The following is an 18966-nucleotide window of genomic DNA, read 5'->3' on the forward strand; positions in this document are numbered from 1 at the left end:
ACCGCGTTGCACCAAAGCTTGGTTGTACTGCTGCCAGTTGCTGATCTTGTGCTTGGACTTGCCCATCTGATGCTCTCGGAGACTGCGCTACAGGATCAGATCACCGAGATGACAGATAGTTCCCCGATTTGAGCAACAAGGCCCTGTTTTGGCTCAAGAGACCCACCATCCGCCATGTTCCGTTCCATCAAGTATCAAGTCATGTTCTTTGCGGGTTGCATCCTGCTGACCACCGTCCTCAGCGTGGTGGGTTACAGCTATGTTTCCCTGGCCAGCATGCAGGAGAAGATCCAGCAGGAGAGCCACGACGCGGCCCGCCAGCAGGCCAGGCAGTGGCTGCTGACCCTGGCGGATGGTCAGGCGAGCGAGGTGGCACGCTCCTTCGAACTGGCGCTGGATGCGGCCGAAACCCTGGCGGCACTGCTGGCGGGCAATGTCCATCAGTCCGAGCCTCTCGATCGGGACGAGGTCACGGCCCTGCTCAAGGACATAGGGGATCGCAACCCGGATTTCCTCAGCATCTACAGTGGCTGGGAGGCGGATCGTTTCGACGGTCAGGATGCGCTCCATACCGGTGATGGCCGGCATAGCCAGGCATCGGGCAACTTCGCCCCCTACTGGAGCCGCGGCCCGGCCGGTTTTGACCTCAAACCCCTGGGGGATTTCTACAGCAAGACGCCGAGCGCGACCGGAATCCGGGCCTCCGAGTGGTATCTCTGTCCGCAGGAGAGCAAGGCAAGCTGCGCCGTCGACCCCTCCGTCTACCAGGTCAACGGTCAGCCCACCCTGCTCACCTCCTTCGTGGTGCCTGTGCTGAACGGGGATCAATACCTCGGCATGGTGGGCATCGACTACTCCCTCAACTACCTGCAACGGCTGGCCGCTGACATCAGCCGACGGGTATTCGACGGGCAGGGCAGGGTGCGCATCATCAGCCCCATGGGCATCATCGCCGCCGACTCCCGCGATGGCGACGGGGTAGGGCAGCGCTTGCAGGATCCATCCTTGCTGGCCCAGTTGCAACGCGGCGAGAGGGGCAGCGACGAGCACGCCGATGGCTTGAGGGTATTCGCACCCATCAGCCTCAACAAGGTCACACAGGCCTGGGGGATCGCCATCGAGGTGCCGGGCAGCGCCCTCTATGCCGAGTACGAGCGGATGGCGCAGGCCCGTGCCGAGGCCTTTGGCAAGGGGGTCTGGACCCAGCTGATGGTGGGCATCCTGGTGGCGGGTATCGGTCTGGTCGGGCTCGCTTTCGCGGCAGGGTCCATCTCCCGGCCGGTGCAGGAGACGGCTCGCATGGTGGCGCGTCTCTCCAGCGCCGGAGGGGATCTGACCCAGCGGCTGACCCAGCACCGGCGCGATGAGACCGGGGTGCTGGCGGAGGGGATCAACCAGTTCGTCGCGACCGTGCAGGGCATAGTGACCGACACCGCCACCAGCGTGCACGAGTTGCAGCAGGCGGCGGTGAACTCGGCCAGGCAGGCCCAGCAGGGGCTGGCGAACAGCCATCACCAGCTGGAGCAGGTCGAGCTGGTGGCCACGGCCATCCATGAAATGTCATCGACCGCAGACTCCGTCTCCAGCAGCGCCCAGATCACGGCCCAGGCGGTGGATGAGACCCGTCATGCGGTGCACAAGGGTCAGCAGGTGGTGAGCGCCTCTGCCAACGGCATCCGCCAGTTGAGTGCCCAGGTCAGCGAGGTGTCGGACAGGATCACCGCCTTGCAGCAGCAGGGGGTGCAGATTGGCAGCATCCTGGATGTGATCCGGACCATCTCTGAGCAGACCAACCTGCTGGCGCTGAATGCAGCCATCGAGGCGGCACGGGCCGGTGAACATGGTCGCGGTTTCGCCGTGGTGGCCGACGAGGTGCGTACCCTGGCCTCCAAGACCCGGGCCTCGACCCAGGAGATCCAGCAGATGATAGACAGGCTGCGGGATACCACGCGTGCCGCAGTCGACACCATGACAGAGGGGCGCCAGTTGAGCAGCCTGGCGCTGCGTGATGCCGAGCAGGCGGTAAGCGAGCTGGCGACCATAGTGCAGGCCGCCGACCGTATCCAGGACATGGCGACCCAGATTGCGAGCGCCGCCGAGCAGCAATCCAAGGTGAGCGAGGAGATTAACCAGAACGTCAGCAACATCCACGAGCTGGCGAGCGCCTCCACCCGGGTGGCCCGGGAGCAGGATGCCCAGAGCCGGCAGATGCACGGGTTGACCGAGACGGTCATGAGCAAGCTGGGGCGCTTCCACTACTGATGGCGTTCTGATACGCACAACAAGGCCCCGCCAATCGGCGCAATGCTGTTCAGATAAGCACTTTTTTGACTGATTATTCATAAATTGGATTTGAGTTGAGGGGGCAAGGCTGTGTCCAGTCGATCTTCCTCCAGCCTTTATCCAGCGGGGCTTGCAATAGAAAGAGGGAGGCATCATGCCTCCCTCGATTTTTTGTCCTGATACTACGTAGACTGGAACTCAAATTCTCTTAAGTGAACAGCATTGCCGCCAATCGGCGGGGCCTTGTTGTTTCTGGCTGGACCTGGGCGCCGTCAGCTCAGGCCGACAATCTCCCCGTCATCGTCGATGTCGATATGGCGATAGGCCGGCAGACTGCCCAGGCCCGGCATGGTCATGATGGGGCCTGCCAGGGCATAGACGAAGCCTGCCCCCGCGCAGAGTTTCACCTCCTCGATGGGGACCTCGAAGTCCGTCGGCACGCCCTTCCTGGCCGGGTCATGGCTCAGGGAGAGCGGCGTCTTGGCCATACAGACGGGCAGGTGATCCTGACCCTCTGCCGAGAGTCTGGCCAGTTGCTGGCGCGCCTTGTCCGAGAGGGTGACGCCCCGGCCGCCATAGCCGCACTCCACCAGGGTGGCGAGCTTGGCGGCAAGGCTCATCTCATCGGGGTAGAGCAGCCTGACCTCACTGGGCTGCTTGCAGGCCGCCACCACGGCGTGAGCCAGATCCGCCGCACCCGCGCCACCGTCAGTGAAGGCCCGGGAGAGGGCGACGCCACAGGCACCGGCCTGGCGCGCCGCCGCCTCCAGCAGGGCCAGCTCGGCGTCGCTGTCGGTGGGGAAGCGGTTGATGGCGACCACCACGGGCACCCCGTAACGGCGGGCGTTGTGAATATGCCAGGCGAGGTTGGCGCACCCCGCTGTCAGGGTGGGGAGATCTTCCCCTTGCAGGCTGGCCGGCAGCGGCTGGCCCGGCCGGATGTCAAGCAGGCCGCTGTTGGCCTTGAGGCCGCGCACCGTGGCCACCAGCACCACGCAGGCGGGGGCGAGGCCGGATTGGCGATACTTGATGTTGAAGAACTTCTCCAGCCCCATGTCGGAGCCAAAACCCGCCTCGGTCACCACGTAGTCGGCAAGACCCAGCGCCATGCGATCGGCGATGACGGAAGAGTTGCCGTGGGCGATGTTGGCAAAGGGGCCGGCGTGGACCAGCACAGGGGTCTGCTCCGTGGTCTGCATCAGGGTGGGCTTGAGGGCGTCTTTGAGCAGCACCGTCATGGCCCCCGCCACTTCCAGCTGCTCGGCGGTGATGGGCTTGCCGCGCAGGTCGAGGGCGAGCTGGATGCGGCCAATACGCGCGCGCAAGTCCTTGAGATCCCTGGCCAGCGCCAGAATGGCCATCAGCTCGGAGGCGGCGGTGATGACGAAGCGATCGGGGCGCTCGACCCCATCGGCAGCGCCGCCCTGGCCGAGGGTGAGGTGGCGAAGCGCCCGGTCGTTCATGTCCAGGGTGCGGGGCCAGAGGATGTTGGCCGGGTCGATATCGAGCCGCGCCAGGCCGGTTCTGGCGCTGAACAGGTCACCGAGTTTACGTTCATGGAACAGGCGGGCATCGAGGGCGGCAGAGGCAAGGTTGTGGGCGGCGGTGAGGGCGTGAAAATCCCCGGTGAGGTGCAGGTTCATCTCTTCCATCGGCACCACCTGGGCCATGCCGCCCCCGGCGGCGCCCCCCTTGACCCCGAAGACGGGGCCGAGGCTCGGCTGGCGAATGGTGGCTATGCTGGGCTGGCCGATGTGGTTGAGCCCCATGGAGAGGCCGATCGTGGTGACCGTCTTGCCCTCCCCAAGGGGGGTGGGCGTGATGGCGCTCACCAGCACCAGCTTGCCGGGCTCGCGGGCGGGGGCGTGATGGAGCAGCGCGAGGTCGAGTTTGCCCTTGTAATGGCCGTGGGGGTGGAGATGGGCGGCCGCTATGCCGAGCTGTGCTGCCACCTCGGCGATGGGCAGGCGGGGGGACTGGCGGGAGATCTCGATATCGCTTAGCATCAGCACCTCGTTGGCATGTCAGGTCAAATATGCGGCGAAGTCTAGAGGAATCAACAGGGTAATCCAATGAGCAATACTATTTTATCCGGCAGTCGTGAGCCCCATCAAAGCCCCATCCTGCTGGATCTCAATGCCCTCTATCACCCGCCCAAACGGCCCCTCACCGCCCTTGGCATCGTCAGCGCCTTCATCCCGCTCTTTGGTTACGGCTGGCAGGCGATGACCCAGGATCCCGAGACCCACTTTCGCCACGAGCTCGGCAAGCGCATCAACAAGCACAAGAGCGACGAGGCAAACCTCGCCCTGATGATGCAGTTGGCGGCCATGCTGGATTGCCACTGCCTGCACGTCACCCTGCCCTATGCGCTGGGGGAGGCCGAGCTCGCCGCCTTGCGCCAGCGCCTGCCACGCTGGCAGATGAGCCAGCAGGATCACCTGCTGGTGGCCGAGCTGATGCCCACCCCCTGAGCCCGGGCTCAGGTCTCCCTGTCCCAGTAGTGGGGCGCCAGATAGCGCTCCTGCACGAATTCGATGAAGCAGCGCACCTTGGCCGACACGAAACGGCGGTGCGGATAGAGGGCATAGAGCCCCACCTGCCCCTTCTCCCACTCCAGCAACAAGGGGACCAGCGCCCCCGAGCGCAGCGCATCCCCCACGATGAAGGTGGGCTGCAAGATGATGCCTTGGTGGTCGCAGGCGGCCCGGGTCAGGGCCACCCCGTTGTTGGCGCGAAGGGGCCCCTGGGGGCGGATGCTGTGCTCCTCCCCATCCCGTTTGAAGACCCAGTCCGGCTGGGTCAGGGTGTAGATGAGGCAGTCGTGCTGCTTGAGATCCTCCGGGGTCTTCGGCCTGCCCCGGCGGGCCAGGTAGTCGGGGCTGGCGCACACCACCATCTTCATCATGGCGAGCGGCTTGGCCACCAGGGAGGAGTCCGGCAGGTTGCCGATGCGCAGCGCCAGATCGAACCCCTCCTCCACCAGGGCCACCCGCCGGTCGCTGTACTCAATCTCGAGCTTCAAGTCCGGGTAGCGCTCGCGAAACAGGGGCAGGGCGGGGGAGAGGTGCAGGTAGCCGAAATCCATGGGCACCGAGAGCTTGAGGGTGCCCTGGGGCTGCTGGTTGTTGTGGGTGAGCTGGCTGTGGGTCTCTTCCAGCTCCGCCAGCAGGGCCAGGGAGCGCTGGTAGTAGAACTGGCCCGCCTCGGTGGGATTGACCTGGCGGGTGGTGCGCGACAGCAGTCGGGTGGAGAGGGACTCCTCGAGCTGCTGCATCAGCTTGGAGGTCATGGCGACCGAGATCCCGAGCTGATGGGCGGCCTTGGTGAAGCTCTGGCACTCCACCACCTTGATGAAGGTGCGCATGGCGGCTATCTGATCCATATTCCACTCTCGGTTGATAATTATTTTAATAAATCGATAATTATCTATTCTCGATAGGAGGTTAGCATTTTGTTCACCGTTGTGAACCCCCAATGAAGGAACGTTCGGAATGAAAATGACCAAGGCCCTGCTGGCCTCCTGCCTGTTTATGGCGGCTCCCCTGATGGCTGCCGATTACGATGTCGATGCAGCGCACACCACAGTCCAGTTCAAGGTGGGCCACCTCGGCTTCTCCGAACTGGTCGGCCGGTTCAACACCTTCAGTGGCACCTTCAGCATGGACGACGCCAACCCGGCGGCGGCCAAGGCGAGCTTCGAAATCGATGCCGCCAGCGTGGACTCCAACCACGAGGCCCGCGACAAGCACCTGCGCAGCCCCGACTTCCTGGACGTGAAGCAGTACCCCAAGATGACCTTCGTCAGCACCGGCTATGAAGGCACCAAAGACAAAGGCGTACTCAAGGGCACCCTGACCCTGCACGGCGTGTCCAAGGACGTGGCCTTCGACCTGGTCCACATCGGCGAAGGCAAGGATCCCTGGGGCGGCTACCGCAGCGGCTTCAACGCCACCACCACCATCAAGCGCAGCGAGTTCGGCGTGAACTACATGGTGCCGAACATCCCTGACGAGATGACCATCAACCTGTTCGTTGAAGGCGTGCGCAAGTAATGGGCGCAGCACTCCTGCTTCAAACCCTGGCGGCTCCTTTAGGAGCCGCTTTGCTGTCGTGGCGCTGGCCGCGGCTGGGCTATCTGTGGGGCGCCCTGGGGATCTGGCTGGTAGGCTGCCTGCTGGGCGGTGCCTATGGCCTGCCGGTGAAGGCGTGGCAGTGGCTGCCGCTGACCCTGCTGGTACCCGCCCTGACCCAGGGTACCAGCAAGGGGGTCGCCCTCGCGCTGTTCGGGGTGCTGGGCGCCCTGGTGTGGTGGCAGGGGCTGGCCTCCGTGCTGGCGAGCGAGCCCGGGATCTGGCTGGCCCTGCTGCCCGCCATCCTCTGGTCTGGCTGGACGAGCTGGCGTGGTGACAGCGAGGAGGGGCTCGGCTTCGCCCTGGCTTTCATCTGGCTGGCGCTGGTCATCGGCATCGATGGCAGCCTGCTCATCGCCCAGCTGACGGGGGCCCTGGCCGCGTTTGCCGGATTCCGTGCCCTGCTCGGCGCCTTTGCAGGGGTCAAGGTGACCCCGGCTGCCCTGGGGCTTTCACTCGCCTTCGTGCAGATGCTCGCCTGGCAGTACGTGGAAGTGCCCCTGCTGGTGCTGCTGCCGGTCTGGCTATTGCCGCTGCTGGAACGTGCCCTGCACGGGCGCCCGGGACTCTCTCGCTGGGGGGTCTTGATCCTGGTGGCGGCCGTCGGTGCCGGAGTGGGTCTGTGGTGGGTATGGCCAGAGGCATCACTTTACTGATTTTTGCATGAAAAACAGGCTATTACCTTAGAAATTGATGGGCTTGTCAAAGTCTGGACAGATAAAGATTGAGACCCATGGTGCTTTCGGATAAAAAGGATTTTCCATTATCTGAATACACACAGAACCCGGCTATGCCGGGTTCTGTTTGCCTGCTTTCCCGCGGCACGCTAAGGAGGCCACAGTTGCGCAGTCAGGGATCTGAGCATCTGTTTTTTCGCCATTTCACCGAACAGGGATGTCTTGGGGATCTCTGCATCCTGCTGGTGACCCACCTGCTTCCCGACAGACCCGACTTCATCCAGGTGCTCGATGGGGTGGGCCGGGTCGGTGCCATCCTGCCCAAACCCAAGTCCGTGCACGGGCCGACGCTGGCCTGGGCTCAGCAGCACTACCCCGTGCTGCCCCTCAATCGCCACTGGACCTCGGATCCCGGTGAGGTGATCGCCCAGATTGCCCCCCTGGTGATGTCCCACGAGCGGCTCATCATCCTCGACATCGGCGGCTACTTCGCCAAGAGCCAGGCGGTACTGGCCGAGCACTTTGGCGCACGCTTCATCGGGGTGGTGGAGATGACCGAGAACGGCCATCAGCGCTACGAACAGGAGTCCCTGGCGGCCCCCGTCATCTCGGTGGCCCGCAGCCCCCTTAAGCAGGCGGAAGATATCCAGATCGGCCTGAGCGTGGTCTACTCCGCGGAGTCCCTCGCACGTACCCTGAGGCGTACCTTCAATGTCTGCCAGGCCGCCCTGTTCGGCTATGGCAAGGTGGGGCGCAGCATCGCCCGGGAACTGCGCTGTCGCAACCTGCATCTGGAGCTGGTGGAGACGGATGCCCTGCGCCAGGTGGAGGCGCTCTCCCACGGCTTCAAGCTGGTGAACAAGGCCGAAGCCCTGGGCCGCGCCGAGCTGGTGATCTGCTCCACCGGCAACGGCTCCCTCGATATATCCGATCTGCAGGCCCTGCGCCCCGGCGCCATGCTGGCCTCGGTCACCTCCGCCGACGACGAATTCGCCTTCAGCCTCGCCCAGCTGCCCTGGCCGAGCGAGGAGGTGTGTCCCCATGTGCTGGCCCTGACCCGGCCGGACGGCAGCACCATCTTTTTGCTCAACCGGGGGGAGGCGGTCAACTTCGTCCACGGCGCCGTCATCGGCGAATATGTCTACCTGGTGCTGGCGGAGATCATCGAAGGGGTGCACCAACTGGCCCATCAGGCATCCACCCCGGGCCTTCACGAACTGCCCCAGGCCACCATGCAGCGCATCGCTCGCCACTGGTTGACCGATTTTCACGGAGTCACCCCATGACAGACACCCATTTGCCCCTCGCGAAACCGCGCATCGAAATCCGTTACTGTACCCTCTGCCGCTGGATGCTGCGGGCCGCCTGGCTCGCCCAGGAGCTGCTCTCCACCTTCGACGGCGAACTGGGAGAGGTGGCCCTGGTGCCTGCCAGCAAGGGGGAGTTTCGCATCCTGGTGGACGGGGTGCTGGTGTGGGACAGGGTGGCCGACGAGGGCTTCCCCGAGGCCAAGGAGATCAAGCAGCGGGTGCGGGATGTCATCGCCCCGGAGCGGGATCTCGGCCATGCGGATCGCAAACCCGCAGCCGAGTAGGCGGCATCACCCATGATGTGAAAGAGGGAGGCGCAGGCCTCCCTCTTTCGTTGCAGCCCCCGGTCAACGGTCGCCAGAGGTGGCCAGCGCTTCCCCGGCGGGGAGGCCGATATAGCGGGCCCGCTTGTGGGGCTTGATGCGGCTCACGTCCACCCACACCAGGCCGTCGATGCAGTGGTTGAAGTCCGGGTCGATGCCAAAGTCCATGAACTGCACGCCCCCCGGCTCGCACAGCTCGGCGTACTGCTTGTAGAGGGTGGGAATGGCGCAGCCCAGGTTGTCTAGCCCGGCCTTGAGCACCTTGAGGTCGTCCCCGTAATCGCGCCCCTCGAACAGCGTCGGCGTGGCGGGATAGGGGCGGCGGGAAGGGGCGAGGGCAAGGGCGGGGGCGAAGTGCTGGCGATAGAAGCTCACCAGCAGATCCTTGGCCGCCGGCGGCAAGCTGCCGGAGAGGGTGACGGGCCCGAACAGGTAGCGGTATTGGGGATAGCGGGCCAGATAGGCCCCGATGCCGAACCAGAGGTAATCGAGCCCCCGCTTGCCCCAGTAGGCGGGCTGGATGAAGCTGCGGCCAAGCTCGATGGCCTGTTCCAGCCGGGGCAGCAGCTTCTCTTCGAAGCCGAACAGGGTGTGGCTGTAGAGGCCATCCAGCCCCTTGCTGGCCAGCCGTTCGGCCACCGGGGCGAAACGGTAGGCACCGATGATGTCGAGGCGGGCGGGATCCCAGAGGATGAGATGGTGATAGTCATCGTCGAAGGCATCGAGATCCCGCCGCTTGCCCGAGCCTTCCCCCACCGCCCGAAAGGCGATCTCCCGCAGGCGCCCCAGCTCGCGCAGGATCACCGAGTGGCTCTGCTCGTGGCGACGATAGAGCAGGATGCGCTGGCCGTCCGGGGTCTGGCCGAGCAGCTCGCACCCGTCGATGGCCTGTTTCAGCAGGCGGCGATCCTCCGGCAGGGCGATGGGGGCCTCGGTCTGCAACCGTCCCGCCTTGCCCCGAGCGATTTGGTAGAGGTGGCCGCGCACCAGCCGGGCCGCCGTCTTGGCCGGCAGCTCCTGAAAACTGGCGAGGGGAATGCGCGCCCCTATGGTCACCGGCAGCGTCTGCCCCTGCTGGCGAAACAGCTGGCGTACCAGCAGCAGGGCGGAAGCGGGCTTGTTGAGCCAGGAGGCGAGATAGAACCAGAGGCTGTTGCGCCCTCCCAGGTGAATGGGCACCAGGGGCGTTCGGCTGCGCTGGGCCAGCTTGATGAAGCCGGCCTGCCAGGGGCCATCCTTCACCCCCTTGGGGCCGAGGCGGGAGACCTCGCCTGCGGGGAAGATAACCAGGGCCCCGTCGGCGGCGAGGTGTTCATTCATAGCGAGGATGGCCTGCCTGTCGGTCTTGCCCCCCAGGTTGTCCACCGGCAGCAGCAAAGGGCGCAGCGGTGCGAGCTGGGCCAGCACCTGGTTGGCCACTATTTTGACGTCGGGGCGGATGCGCCCGATGAGGCGCAGCAGGGCCAGCCCGTCCAGGGAGCCGATGGGGTGATTGGCGACAAGAATGACCCGGCCGCTGGCGGGAATGTGCTCGAGCTCGGCCTCGCTCACCCGGTAGTCGAAGTGGAGCTCGGTGAGGGCCTGCTCGACGAAGTCCAGACCGCGCAGGTGGGGATGGCGCGTGGCAAAGCGGGTGAAGGCCTCTTCGTGCAGCAACCAGCGCAGTCCCTGCCTCATCAGGGGACGGAGGAGGGGCTGGCTGGCGAGGCGGGGCAGGTGCTGCCCCAGCAGGGTATCGACGTCGAACATGGGCAAGGCTCCGCTGAACTTTGCCCCAGCTTGACGCCCCAGCGTGCCTTTCGTGTGTCGGTTGGGTGACGGTTTGATGACGGGGCGAGCCCCGTCCTTGCCCCCTTACTCTGCCCGCCAGGCAGAGGTGAGGCGCACCAGCGCCACCAGGGTGGCGACCGCTTTTTCCATGGATTGCAGGGGGATGAACTCGTGCTTGCCGTGGAAGTTGTGGCCGCCGGTGAACAGGTTCGGGCAGGGCAGCCCCATGAAGGAGAGCCGGGCTCCGTCGGTGCCGCCGCGAATGGGTTTGATCTTGGGCACCACGTCGGCGGCCTCCATGGCGGCTTTGGCCAGCTCGACGATGTGGGGATGGGGCGCTATCTGGCTGCGCATGTTGCGGTAGTTGTCCGCTATCTCCAGGGTGATGCGCGCCCTGGGGGCGTCCAGCTGCAGGGAGGCGACCCGCTCCTTGAGCTGGGCCTTGCGGGCGGCGAAGCAGTCATCGTCGAAGTCGCGGATGAGGTAGTGCAGGGTGGTCTCCTCCACCGTGCCCTCCATCCGGGCCAGGTGGAAGAAGCCCTCATACCCCTGGGTGCACTCCGGGGTCTGCTCGGCGGGCATGGCGGCATGGAAGCGGGCGGCCAGGGTCTGGCTGTTGATCATGCTGCCCTTGGCGGTGCCGGGGTGGACGTTGTTGCCTGTGATGCGCACCGTGGCGCTGGCGGCGTTGAAGTTCTCGCATTCGAGCTCGCCGAGTTCGCCACCATCCACCGTGTAGGCCCACTTGGCCGGGAAGCGGTCCAGCGGGAAGCGGTCGGCACCGCGCCCTATCTCCTCGTCCGGGGTAAAGCCGACCCAGACATCGCCACGGGGGATCTCGGGGTGAGCCTGCAGGTATTCCACGGCGGTGAGGATCTCGGCGATGCCCGCCTTGTCGTCGGCCCCCAGCAGGGTGGTGCCGTCGGTGGTGATGAGATCCTGCCCCAGGTAGTTTTTCAGGAAGCGGTACTGGCGGATGGCCAGCACCTCATCCCCCTTGCCAAGGCAGATATCGCCCCCCTGATAGTGCTCGACTATCTGGGGAACGACGCACTCGGCCTCGTAATCGGCGGTGTCCATGTGGGCGATGAGCCCGATGGCGGGGGCATCCGGCTGGTTGCCCGGCAGGCAGGCGGTGAGGTAACCATGCTCGTCCAGGGTGACCTGGCTCAGCCCCATCTGCGTCATTTCGTCGCACAGGGCCCGGGCGAAGAGGCGCTGTCCCTCGCTGCTGGGGCAGGCAGGATTGGTCGCATCGGAACGGGTATGAAAGGTGAGGTAGTGGAGAAAGCGCGAAAGCAGGGTGTTCATGGGCAAGCCTCGGGTCACGAAAGAGGAGTCATTGTGGCCAAGACGGCGGCGCCGCTTATTGCGTCAGCGCAGTTTTTGATGACTTTGTGGGGGAGAGAAGGGCCATCGAGGGGGAGGGGCGGGGATCATCGCTTGGCACCTTGCATAAAAATTCCAAAATAAAAACTGGTTAAGCAATTGCGAAAAAGCTGAATTTCCCCTCGGCCCAGCGCTGGCAAGGGGTGACCCAAAATGCGTGACGTGTTGGTTATTTTCATCGCCTCGCCCACGCACTCCCATCCCTCGCCATCCCAGAGCCCGCCTTGCTGGCAGCGAGATTTTGCCCCCCGATGAAAACCCGTTTTTTAACACGATTTTTTATTGTCACTGGCTGCGGTAAGTGTGTACACTCCGCGCCGATCCAAGGGCAACCCTGCGCAGGCCGTGTCCGCCAGACCCGCAGGATCATGACGCCTATAGGGCGAGGCACGCAGAAACGACAGACACTGCTGGGGAATGGTTTCTTTAATACCGGTTAGGCTCCGGTATCAGGGAGAACAACGGACTCTCATCTTTCAGCTGACCGAGTGGGCTTCGGGCTCATCATCTCCCTTGTCATGGGCGGTCACTGGCGTTGAGCGGGTCGTAGTGGTTGTCGTCCATCAACACGATGCGTGCTGACGTCTTCCCTTCTCTTCCTTGAAACCCTCTCCTGTCCGTCGGGATGGCTGCCGAATGATGAACAAACGGCGTGGCTGATGCCGATTGTCATCAAAGTACCGCGGTACGCCGGCAAGGTGTTACCGCATACCGTTGAGCTTGATGTAAAGCCACCAGCCCCACATCAAGACTCGTTACTTCCCAAGATCCACCAGGCAGCCTTGGCTTGCCGCGATGTGCAATGAACAGGATGTGGCGGAGCATGCTCCGTTGCGGGTCCAACGTCAGCAGGCCGCTCTGGCTTGCCGCATTTTGCAATCAATGGTCTGGATGTGATTGAGGGTAACGAAGGCGGCCCACGGCCGCTCATTTGCGAGGCATAGCCCATGACTAACTGGTCCAGCAAGGACTCCTTGAAGGTCTACAACGTTCCCTACTGGGGTGCGGGTTTTTTCAATATCAATGACGCCGGTCATGTGACCGTCTCTCCCGACAAGTCTCGCCCCGAGGCTCAGATCGTGCTGTCCGAGGCCATCGAGCAACTGCGCCAGTCCGGGCTGACCACGCCGGTGTTGCTGCGTTTCCCCGACATCCTCAAGAGCCGGGTCGATGCGCTGTTCAACGCCTTCGGTCAGGCCATCGAAAAGTCAGGCTATGAAGGGGATTACCTGTGCGTTTACCCGATCAAGGTAAACCAGCAGCGCCGCGTCATCGAGACCATCAGTCAGTCCTACAGCGACAAGCCGAGGCTTGGGCTGGAAGCGGGCTCCAAGCCCGAGTTGCTGGCCGTGCTGTCCCATCATCATGAGCAAGGGTCCGTGATCGTCTGCAACGGTTACAAGGACCGCGAATACATCCGCCACGCCCTCCTGGGCAACCTGATGGGCCACAAGGTCTACATCGTGGTGGAGAAGCCCTCCGAGCTGGAAATGGTGCTCGACGAGTCAGCTCGTCTCAACATCAAGCCCAACATCGGGGTGCGCGCCCGTCTGGCGTCCACCGGCTCCGGCATGTGGGAATCGAGCGGCGGTTCCATGTCCAAGTTCGGTCTCTCCGCCTCCCAGATCCTGGCGCTGGTGGAGCGTCTGCGCAGCCTCGGCAAGCTGGACTGCCTGCAACTGCTGCACTTCCACCTGGGTTCCCAGATCGCCAACATCCGCGACATCCAGGGCGGCATCCGCGAGTGCGGCCGCTTCTACGCCGAGCTGTGCCGTCTTGGCGCCAAGGTCGAGGTGGTGGACGTGGGCGGCGGCCTGGGTGTGGACTACGAGGGCACCCGTTCCCAGAGCCACTGCTCCGCGAACTACAGCCTCTCCGAGTACGCCAACAACGTGGTCTGGGGCATCGGCGATGTCTGCCGCGAGTTCGACCTGCCGCACCCGACCATCATCAGCGAGTCCGGCCGTGCCCTGACTGCACACCACGCCGTGCTGGTCACCAATATCATTGGTGCCGAAGGGGTGGAGGTGAACGACATCAGCGCCCCGGACGAGGACGCGCCCACCATCTTGCAGAACATGTGGAAAGGGTGGCTGGACCTGCGCGGGGAAGATCCCTCCCTGCTGGAGATCTTCCACGACTCCGTGGCGGATCTCGGTGACGTCAACGCCCAGTACACCATGGGCCTCTTGAACCTGGAGCAACGTGCCTGGGCCGAGATGCTGCACCAGAACACCTGTCTGGCGCTCAAGGAGCTGCTGAACCCAGTCAACCGCAACCACCGCGCCCTGGCCGACGAACTCTCCGAGAAACTGGCTGACAAGTGCTTTGCCAACTTCTCCCTGTTCCAGTCCCTGCCGGATGCCTGGGGTATCGGTCAGGTGTTCCCGGTGATGCCGCTGGCCGGCCTCGAGCGTCCGCTCACCCGCCGCGGCATCCTGATGGACATCACCTGTGACTCCGACGGTCAGGTGGAGCACTACGTCGACGGTCTGGGGGTGGAAAGCACCCTGCCGATGCCGGTCTACGGTGAGCACGAAGAGTGCCATGTCGGCTTCTTCCTGGTGGGTGCCTATCAGGAGATCCTGGGGGATCTGCACAACCTGTTCGGTGACACCCACTGCGCGGAAGTGTGGCTGGATGAAGAAGGCAAGATGGACATCCGCAACGTGGTGCGTGGTGACACCGTCGACCAGCTGCTGCGTTACGTCAACATCGACCCGTCCGTGATCCGCGAGAACTACCAGCGCATCGTCTCCCACCCGGCGCTGGACGACGAGACCCGCAAGGCCCTGCTCGACGAGCTGGAGCTGGGTCTGCAAGGCTACGCCTACCTGGAAGACGAATAAGCCAGCGGCTTGTTCCCCGTCGGTCAAATGACGGACATGAAAAACGGCGCCTTCGGGCGCCGTTTTTGTTGCGCTGTTGCCAGGCTGGAGCCGGTTGGCGGGCTCGGTCATCCAGGCTGGCGGCATCCCGCCCCGGCCAGATCCGGCCACTGCCCGCTTCTGCCCGCCACCTCCCTTGATCCAGGTCAAGGGGGACTTAGGTCCCTTATTTTACGGTCAAGGGTGAGGTTGGTGAATGACACATAAGGATGTGCGTATGGAACTCAAGAGGGACCCGAGATGCTATACCGACGTCTGTATCGACGGTAAGTGGTATCACTACGATCACTGCAGCACTCACGTTTATATGCTGATGGGGGGCGCCGCCCCCAGCCTGCAGCTTGCCCATGAACCCGGCAGTGAAGAGGAGCTGGTGGAGATGCTCCGTCAGCACCCTCAACGCTGACTGCCTGCGGGCCATCGGGGGTATCGTCCCGGCGGCCCGCCTTGCTCAGCCCGCCTTGCGGCCCAGGATCTTCTTGCCCATCTCCAGCAAGGCCGTTGCCGCCGCATAGGCCTCGTCTGACTTGCCTATCTCGTCCGCCACGTAGAGAAAACCGGATCTGTACTTCTCCACCGCCTCGTGGGGAGTGGCTGCGTCGATGAAATCCTCTTCCACCTCGAACCCTTGTATCAGCAGCGCCTCCTTCTCCGTGAGGAAGGTGGGGGAGGCCATGTCGACATAGGTATATTGCTGACGGCGGGAGGCGGGGACGCTGAAGAACTGGAATCTGGCCATGGATGTGGCTCCTCTGAACGGGTGATCTGCCATGGGGGGCGCTCGATGCGCCCGGCAAGATAAAGGAGCATTCGAGTCTTGCAGCAGACTACCTTGAGTCGTGAAGGGACGCAATCGGGCTGGTGATCACTCTGGCGACATGGGCGCAGCGCCCCACCTGCTTGTCAGGCAAGCACACCTTCCAGCACCCGCTGGGGAGTCTCGGGAGCGCAGTGGACAAGCAGTTGCTCCCCGGTCATGGGGCGTCCGAGCAGGTAGCCCTGCAAGGTGTCGCAGCCCAGCTCGGTCAGCAGGTCCCGCTGCTCCGGGGTTTCCACCCCCTCTGCCACGATGCGCATCTCCAGGGCCTGACCCAGGGCGATGATGGCGGCGATGATGGTGGCATCGTCGCCTCCCCGTTCCAGGGTGGTGACAAAGCCCCGGTCAATCTTGAGCTCGTTGGCGGGGAAGCGCTTGAGGTAGAGCAGACTGGAGTAGCCGGTGCCGAAGTCGTCGATGGAGATGCCAAGGCCGAGCTCGGCCAGACGGTTGAGGATGGCGAGGCTCTCCTCGGCCTTCTGCATGGCGGTGGATTCGGTGATCTCCAGGGTCAGGTGACGGGCCTCGAGCCGATGGCGGGCGAGGGCGCCCTGCACCTCCTCCAGCAACCCGGGGCTGGCGAGCTGGATGGTGGAGAGATTGACCGCCACGCTCCAGTCGTGATGACCCGCCGCCCGCCAGGCGCTCATCTGGCGGCACGCCTCGTCGATGACCCAGTTGCCGATGGGGATGATGAGCCTGCTCTTCTCCGCCAGCGGCAGGAAGCTGGCCGGCGAGACGGCACCATGCTCCGGGTGCTGCCAGCGCAGCAGGGCCTCGGCGCCGACCACCTGGCCGCTGCGGGCACAGTATTTGGGCTGGTAGTGCAGGGCCAGCTCCCCCCGCTCCAGGGCGTGTTGCAGCTCCTTGTGCAGCAGGAACTGCTGGTGGGCGTTGGTGTTCATGGCGCTGTCGAAGTAGTAGTAGTCGTTGCGCCCCTGCTCCTTGGCGTAATACATGGCGGCATCGGCGTTGAGGGTCAGCTCGTGCAGGCTGGTGCCATCCTGGGGATAGACGGCAATGCCGATGCTGGCGGTGATGTGCAGGCTGTGGTGCTCCCACTCATAGGGCTGGGCCAGGGTGGCCAGCAGCCGCTCGGCAAAGGCCGTGGCCTGGCTCACGTCCCCCGGCGCCAGGGCCAGCACGAACTCGTCCCCGCCAAAGCGCGAGGCGGTGTCGCTGGCACCGAGCAGGCCGGTGATGCGCTGGGCCACCTCGGCCAGCAGCAGATCCCCGGTGTGGTGGCCGTGGGCATCGTTGATGATCTTGAAGCCGTCGAGATCGAGAAACAGCAGGGAGAAGCTGCGCTGGCTGTGCTGACACTCCTGGATGCGCTGCTCCAGCCGGTCGGCAAACAGCAGCCGGTTGGGCAGCCGGGTCAGGCTGTCATGGAGCGCCAGCTTGAGCAGCTCGTCGTGGGCCTGGTGCAGGGAGGTGGAGAGCTTGGCGGCGTGGGCATCCAGCATGGAGAGCACGAAGGCGATGGCGTGCATATTCCGGCCGATCATGAACACCAATTCCGATTCAACGTGAACACCATTTCCGGACCAATGTGAACGCTCATTCCGGTTCAACCTGAACACTTCGCCCCTCCTTTCCGGAAACAGTGTTCAACATCCCGGAATCACTGTTCACATTCACCGGAATCATCCTTAACGCATTGATTTAAAAACCTTTGATACGCTCTCCCTTTTGCCAGGGAAGAGCCTATGTCTGCCAAGAGGATTGCAATGCGTAAAATTCGTGAAGTACTGCGACTGCGGCTGGAAGCTGACCTCTCTGTTCGCCAAATCAGTATCTGTACCAAGGTCAGTGTCGGCTCCATCCAGAAACTCCTCAAAAGTGCCCAGGCGCTCGGCCTTACCTGGCCCTTACCTACCGAGCTTGATGATGGCCGACTGGCTGCCCTGTTCTATCCGCAGGCCGATACCACCATCTCGGCCCGCCATGTTGTGCCGGATTGGCCCTCTGTCCATCAGGAGCTCAAGCGCAAGGGGGTCTCCAAACAGCTGCTCTGGGAGGAGTACACCCAGCGCTATCCCAATAGCTGTTACAGCTACTCCCAGTTCTGTGACCGTTACAAGTCCTGGTGTCAGTTGCAAAAGCGCTCCATGCGCCAGATCCACAAGGCGGGGGAAAAGCTCTTTATCGACTACTGCGGGCCCACGGTGCCCATCGTGTCGCCGACTACGGGTGAGGTCCGTCAGGCACAAGTCTTTGTCGCCGTGCTCGGTGCGTCCAACTACACCTTTGCCGAGGCCACCTGGTCACAGTCACTGCCGGACTGGCTGCAAAGCCATGTCCGTGCCTTTGAGTTTTTCGGCGGGACACCGGCACTGCTGATCCCCGACAACCTCAAGAGCGGTGTCAGCAAGGCTTGCCGATACGATCCCGAGCTCAACCCCAGCTACCAGCAGTTGGCCGAGCACTATCAGGTGGCGGTGATGCCAGCTCGTCCTTACAAGCCCAAGGACAAGGCCAAGGCGGAGGTGGGTGTGCAGATCGTCGAGCGCTGGATCCTGGCCCGTCTACGCCATCAGACCTTCTTCTCGCTTGCCGAACTCAACCAGTGCATCCGTGCCTTGCTGAACGAACTCAACGAGCGTCCGTTCAAGCAACTGCCCGGTAACCGACGTGACGCATTTGAGCAGTTGGACCGCCCGGCACTGGGACCACTGCCGGTGCATCCCTATCGCTATGTCGCCATCAAAACGGTCAAGGTCAACATCGACTATCACGTCAGTTATGAGCAGCACCATTACTCGGTGCCACACCAGTATGTGGGTCAGCAACTGGAGCTCCATGCAGGCGACACACTGCTTCAGGTCTATCACCAGCAACAGCTGGTCGCGAGCCATCCACGTAAAACCATCCCGGGGATGAGCACGCTCCCTGAGCACATGCCGGAACGTCACAGCAAGCAGCAACGCTGGACCCCAGGGCGTCTTAAACAGTGGGCTGCTGACATCGGACCGAGCACCTTGTGCTGGGTTAGCGAACGGTTGGAAGAGAAAGCCCATGCCGAGCAGGCATACCGACTCTGCCTGGGGCTGCTGAGTCTTAGCCGGGAGTATCCGCCATCACGGGTTGAAGCCTGTTGCCAGTTGGCCAACCGGGAAGGTCTGGTGCGACTCAAACAGCTCAAGTCGGTGCTGACCAGTGGCCGCGACCAACTGCCCGCAAGCCCGCTGAGCTACCCAGAGTTACCGCAAGAGCACGAGAACATCCGTGGCCCCCAGAGCTTCCACTAAAGAGGATACGTCCCATGACCCAACAAACGCTGACCCGCTTGAGACACCTGAAACTGACCGGCATGGCGGATGCCGTGCAACAACAACTGGAACAGGCAAGTACCTACGAAGGGCTGCCCTTCATC

The 18966-nt window shown here is 63.5% G+C and carries 15 protein-coding genes and 1 pseudogene; 10 read left to right on the top strand and 6 right to left on the bottom strand.

Annotation, left to right across the window (positions count from 1 at the left end; translation table 11 throughout):
* The first annotated feature begins 174 nt into the window (after positions 1-174).
* On the top strand, positions 175-2262 hold the full coding sequence (locus J9889_RS20360; protein WP_041215501.1) for a methyl-accepting chemotaxis protein: 2088 nt from the start codon (positions 175-177) through the stop codon (positions 2260-2262).
* Between the two features lie 293 nt (positions 2263-2555).
* Here J9889_RS20360 and J9889_RS20365 read toward each other — a convergent pair whose 3' ends face one another.
* Complete coding sequence (locus tag J9889_RS20365; protein WP_210557891.1) at positions 2556-4289, bottom strand: formate--tetrahydrofolate ligase; 1734 nt, start codon at positions 4287-4289, stop codon at positions 2556-2558.
* A gap of 66 nt (positions 4290-4355) precedes the next feature.
* Between J9889_RS20365 and J9889_RS20370 the strand changes: the two genes are divergently transcribed.
* Entirely contained in the window at positions 4356-4757 is a 402-nt protein-coding gene (locus J9889_RS20370; protein ID WP_010674174.1) for a hypothetical protein, read from the top strand.
* Positions 4758-4765: 8 nt separating this feature from the next.
* Here J9889_RS20370 and J9889_RS20375 read toward each other — a convergent pair whose 3' ends face one another.
* Entirely contained in the window at positions 4766-5668 is a 903-nt protein-coding gene (locus tag J9889_RS20375; protein WP_039038856.1) for a LysR family transcriptional regulator, read from the bottom strand.
* A 109-nt stretch (positions 5669-5777) separates the two neighbouring features.
* Here J9889_RS20375 and J9889_RS20380 point away from each other — a divergent pair, with 109 nt between their 5' ends.
* From J9889_RS20380 to J9889_RS20395, 4 genes are all read left to right on the top strand, one after another.
* Positions 5778-6338, top strand: a complete 561-nt coding sequence (locus J9889_RS20380; protein ID WP_010674176.1) for a YceI family protein — start codon at positions 5778-5780, stop codon at positions 6336-6338.
* Complete coding sequence (locus J9889_RS20385) at positions 6338-7072, top strand: hypothetical protein (RefSeq protein ID WP_113979149.1); 735 nt, start codon at positions 6338-6340, stop codon at positions 7070-7072. The genes J9889_RS20380 and J9889_RS20385 overlap by 1 nt, the downstream gene beginning before the upstream one ends.
* 185 nt (positions 7073-7257) lie before the next feature.
* Positions 7258-8379: an adenosylhomocysteinase gene (locus J9889_RS20390; protein ID WP_210557894.1), complete on the top strand. Its 1122-nt coding sequence runs from the start codon at positions 7258-7260 to the stop codon at positions 8377-8379.
* The gene (locus tag J9889_RS20395) at positions 8376-8687 is read left to right on the top strand and encodes a SelT/SelW/SelH family protein (RefSeq protein ID WP_010674179.1); all 312 of its coding nucleotides are present in this window, start codon (positions 8376-8378) and stop codon (positions 8685-8687) included. The genes J9889_RS20390 and J9889_RS20395 overlap by 4 nt, the downstream gene beginning before the upstream one ends.
* A 63-nt stretch (positions 8688-8750) precedes the next feature.
* Here J9889_RS20395 and J9889_RS20400 read toward each other — a convergent pair whose 3' ends face one another.
* Together J9889_RS20400 and pepT are read right to left on the bottom strand one after the other, a co-directional pair.
* A complete protein-coding gene (locus J9889_RS20400) occupies positions 8751-10475 on the bottom strand; it encodes a GNAT family N-acyltransferase (protein WP_210557896.1) in 1725 nt (574 codons plus the stop codon).
* A 105-nt stretch (positions 10476-10580) separates the two neighbouring features.
* Complete coding sequence (pepT, locus tag J9889_RS20405; RefSeq protein ID WP_210557900.1) at positions 10581-11807, bottom strand: peptidase T; 1227 nt, start codon at positions 11805-11807, stop codon at positions 10581-10583.
* Between the two features lie 1025 nt (positions 11808-12832).
* Between pepT and speA the strand changes: the two genes are divergently transcribed.
* Entirely contained in the window at positions 12833-14734 is a 1902-nt protein-coding gene (speA, locus tag J9889_RS20410) for a biosynthetic arginine decarboxylase (RefSeq protein WP_042882536.1), read from the top strand.
* 256 nt (positions 14735-14990) lie between these two features.
* Entirely contained in the window at positions 14991-15179 is a 189-nt protein-coding gene (locus J9889_RS20415; protein WP_010674183.1) for a hypothetical protein, read from the top strand.
* 45 nt (positions 15180-15224) lie between these two features.
* Here the strand turns inward: J9889_RS20415 and J9889_RS20420 are convergent, their stop codons facing one another.
* Both J9889_RS20420 and J9889_RS20425 read right to left on the bottom strand, forming a co-directional pair.
* A complete protein-coding gene (locus J9889_RS20420) occupies positions 15225-15512 on the bottom strand; it encodes a hypothetical protein (protein WP_210557903.1) in 288 nt (95 codons plus the stop codon).
* Positions 15513-15676: 164 nt separating this feature from the next.
* Complete coding sequence (locus tag J9889_RS20425; protein ID WP_246878147.1) at positions 15677-17098, bottom strand: EAL domain-containing protein; 1422 nt, start codon at positions 17096-17098, stop codon at positions 15677-15679.
* 201 nt (positions 17099-17299) lie between these two features.
* Between J9889_RS20425 and istA the strand changes: the two genes are divergently transcribed.
* Both istA and J9889_RS20435 read left to right on the top strand, forming a co-directional pair.
* Positions 17300-18841, top strand: a complete 1542-nt coding sequence (istA, locus tag J9889_RS20430; RefSeq protein ID WP_001274811.1) for an IS21-like element ISAs29 family transposase — start codon at positions 17300-17302, stop codon at positions 18839-18841.
* Between the two features lie 14 nt (positions 18842-18855).
* Positions 18856-18966: pseudogene (locus J9889_RS20435) on the top strand (ATP-binding protein); the annotation flags it as partial.

This window comes from Aeromonas sp. PrichA-15 (genome assembly GCF_017939245.1).
Classification (GTDB): Bacteria; Pseudomonadota; Gammaproteobacteria; order Enterobacterales; family Aeromonadaceae; genus Aeromonas; species Aeromonas caviae.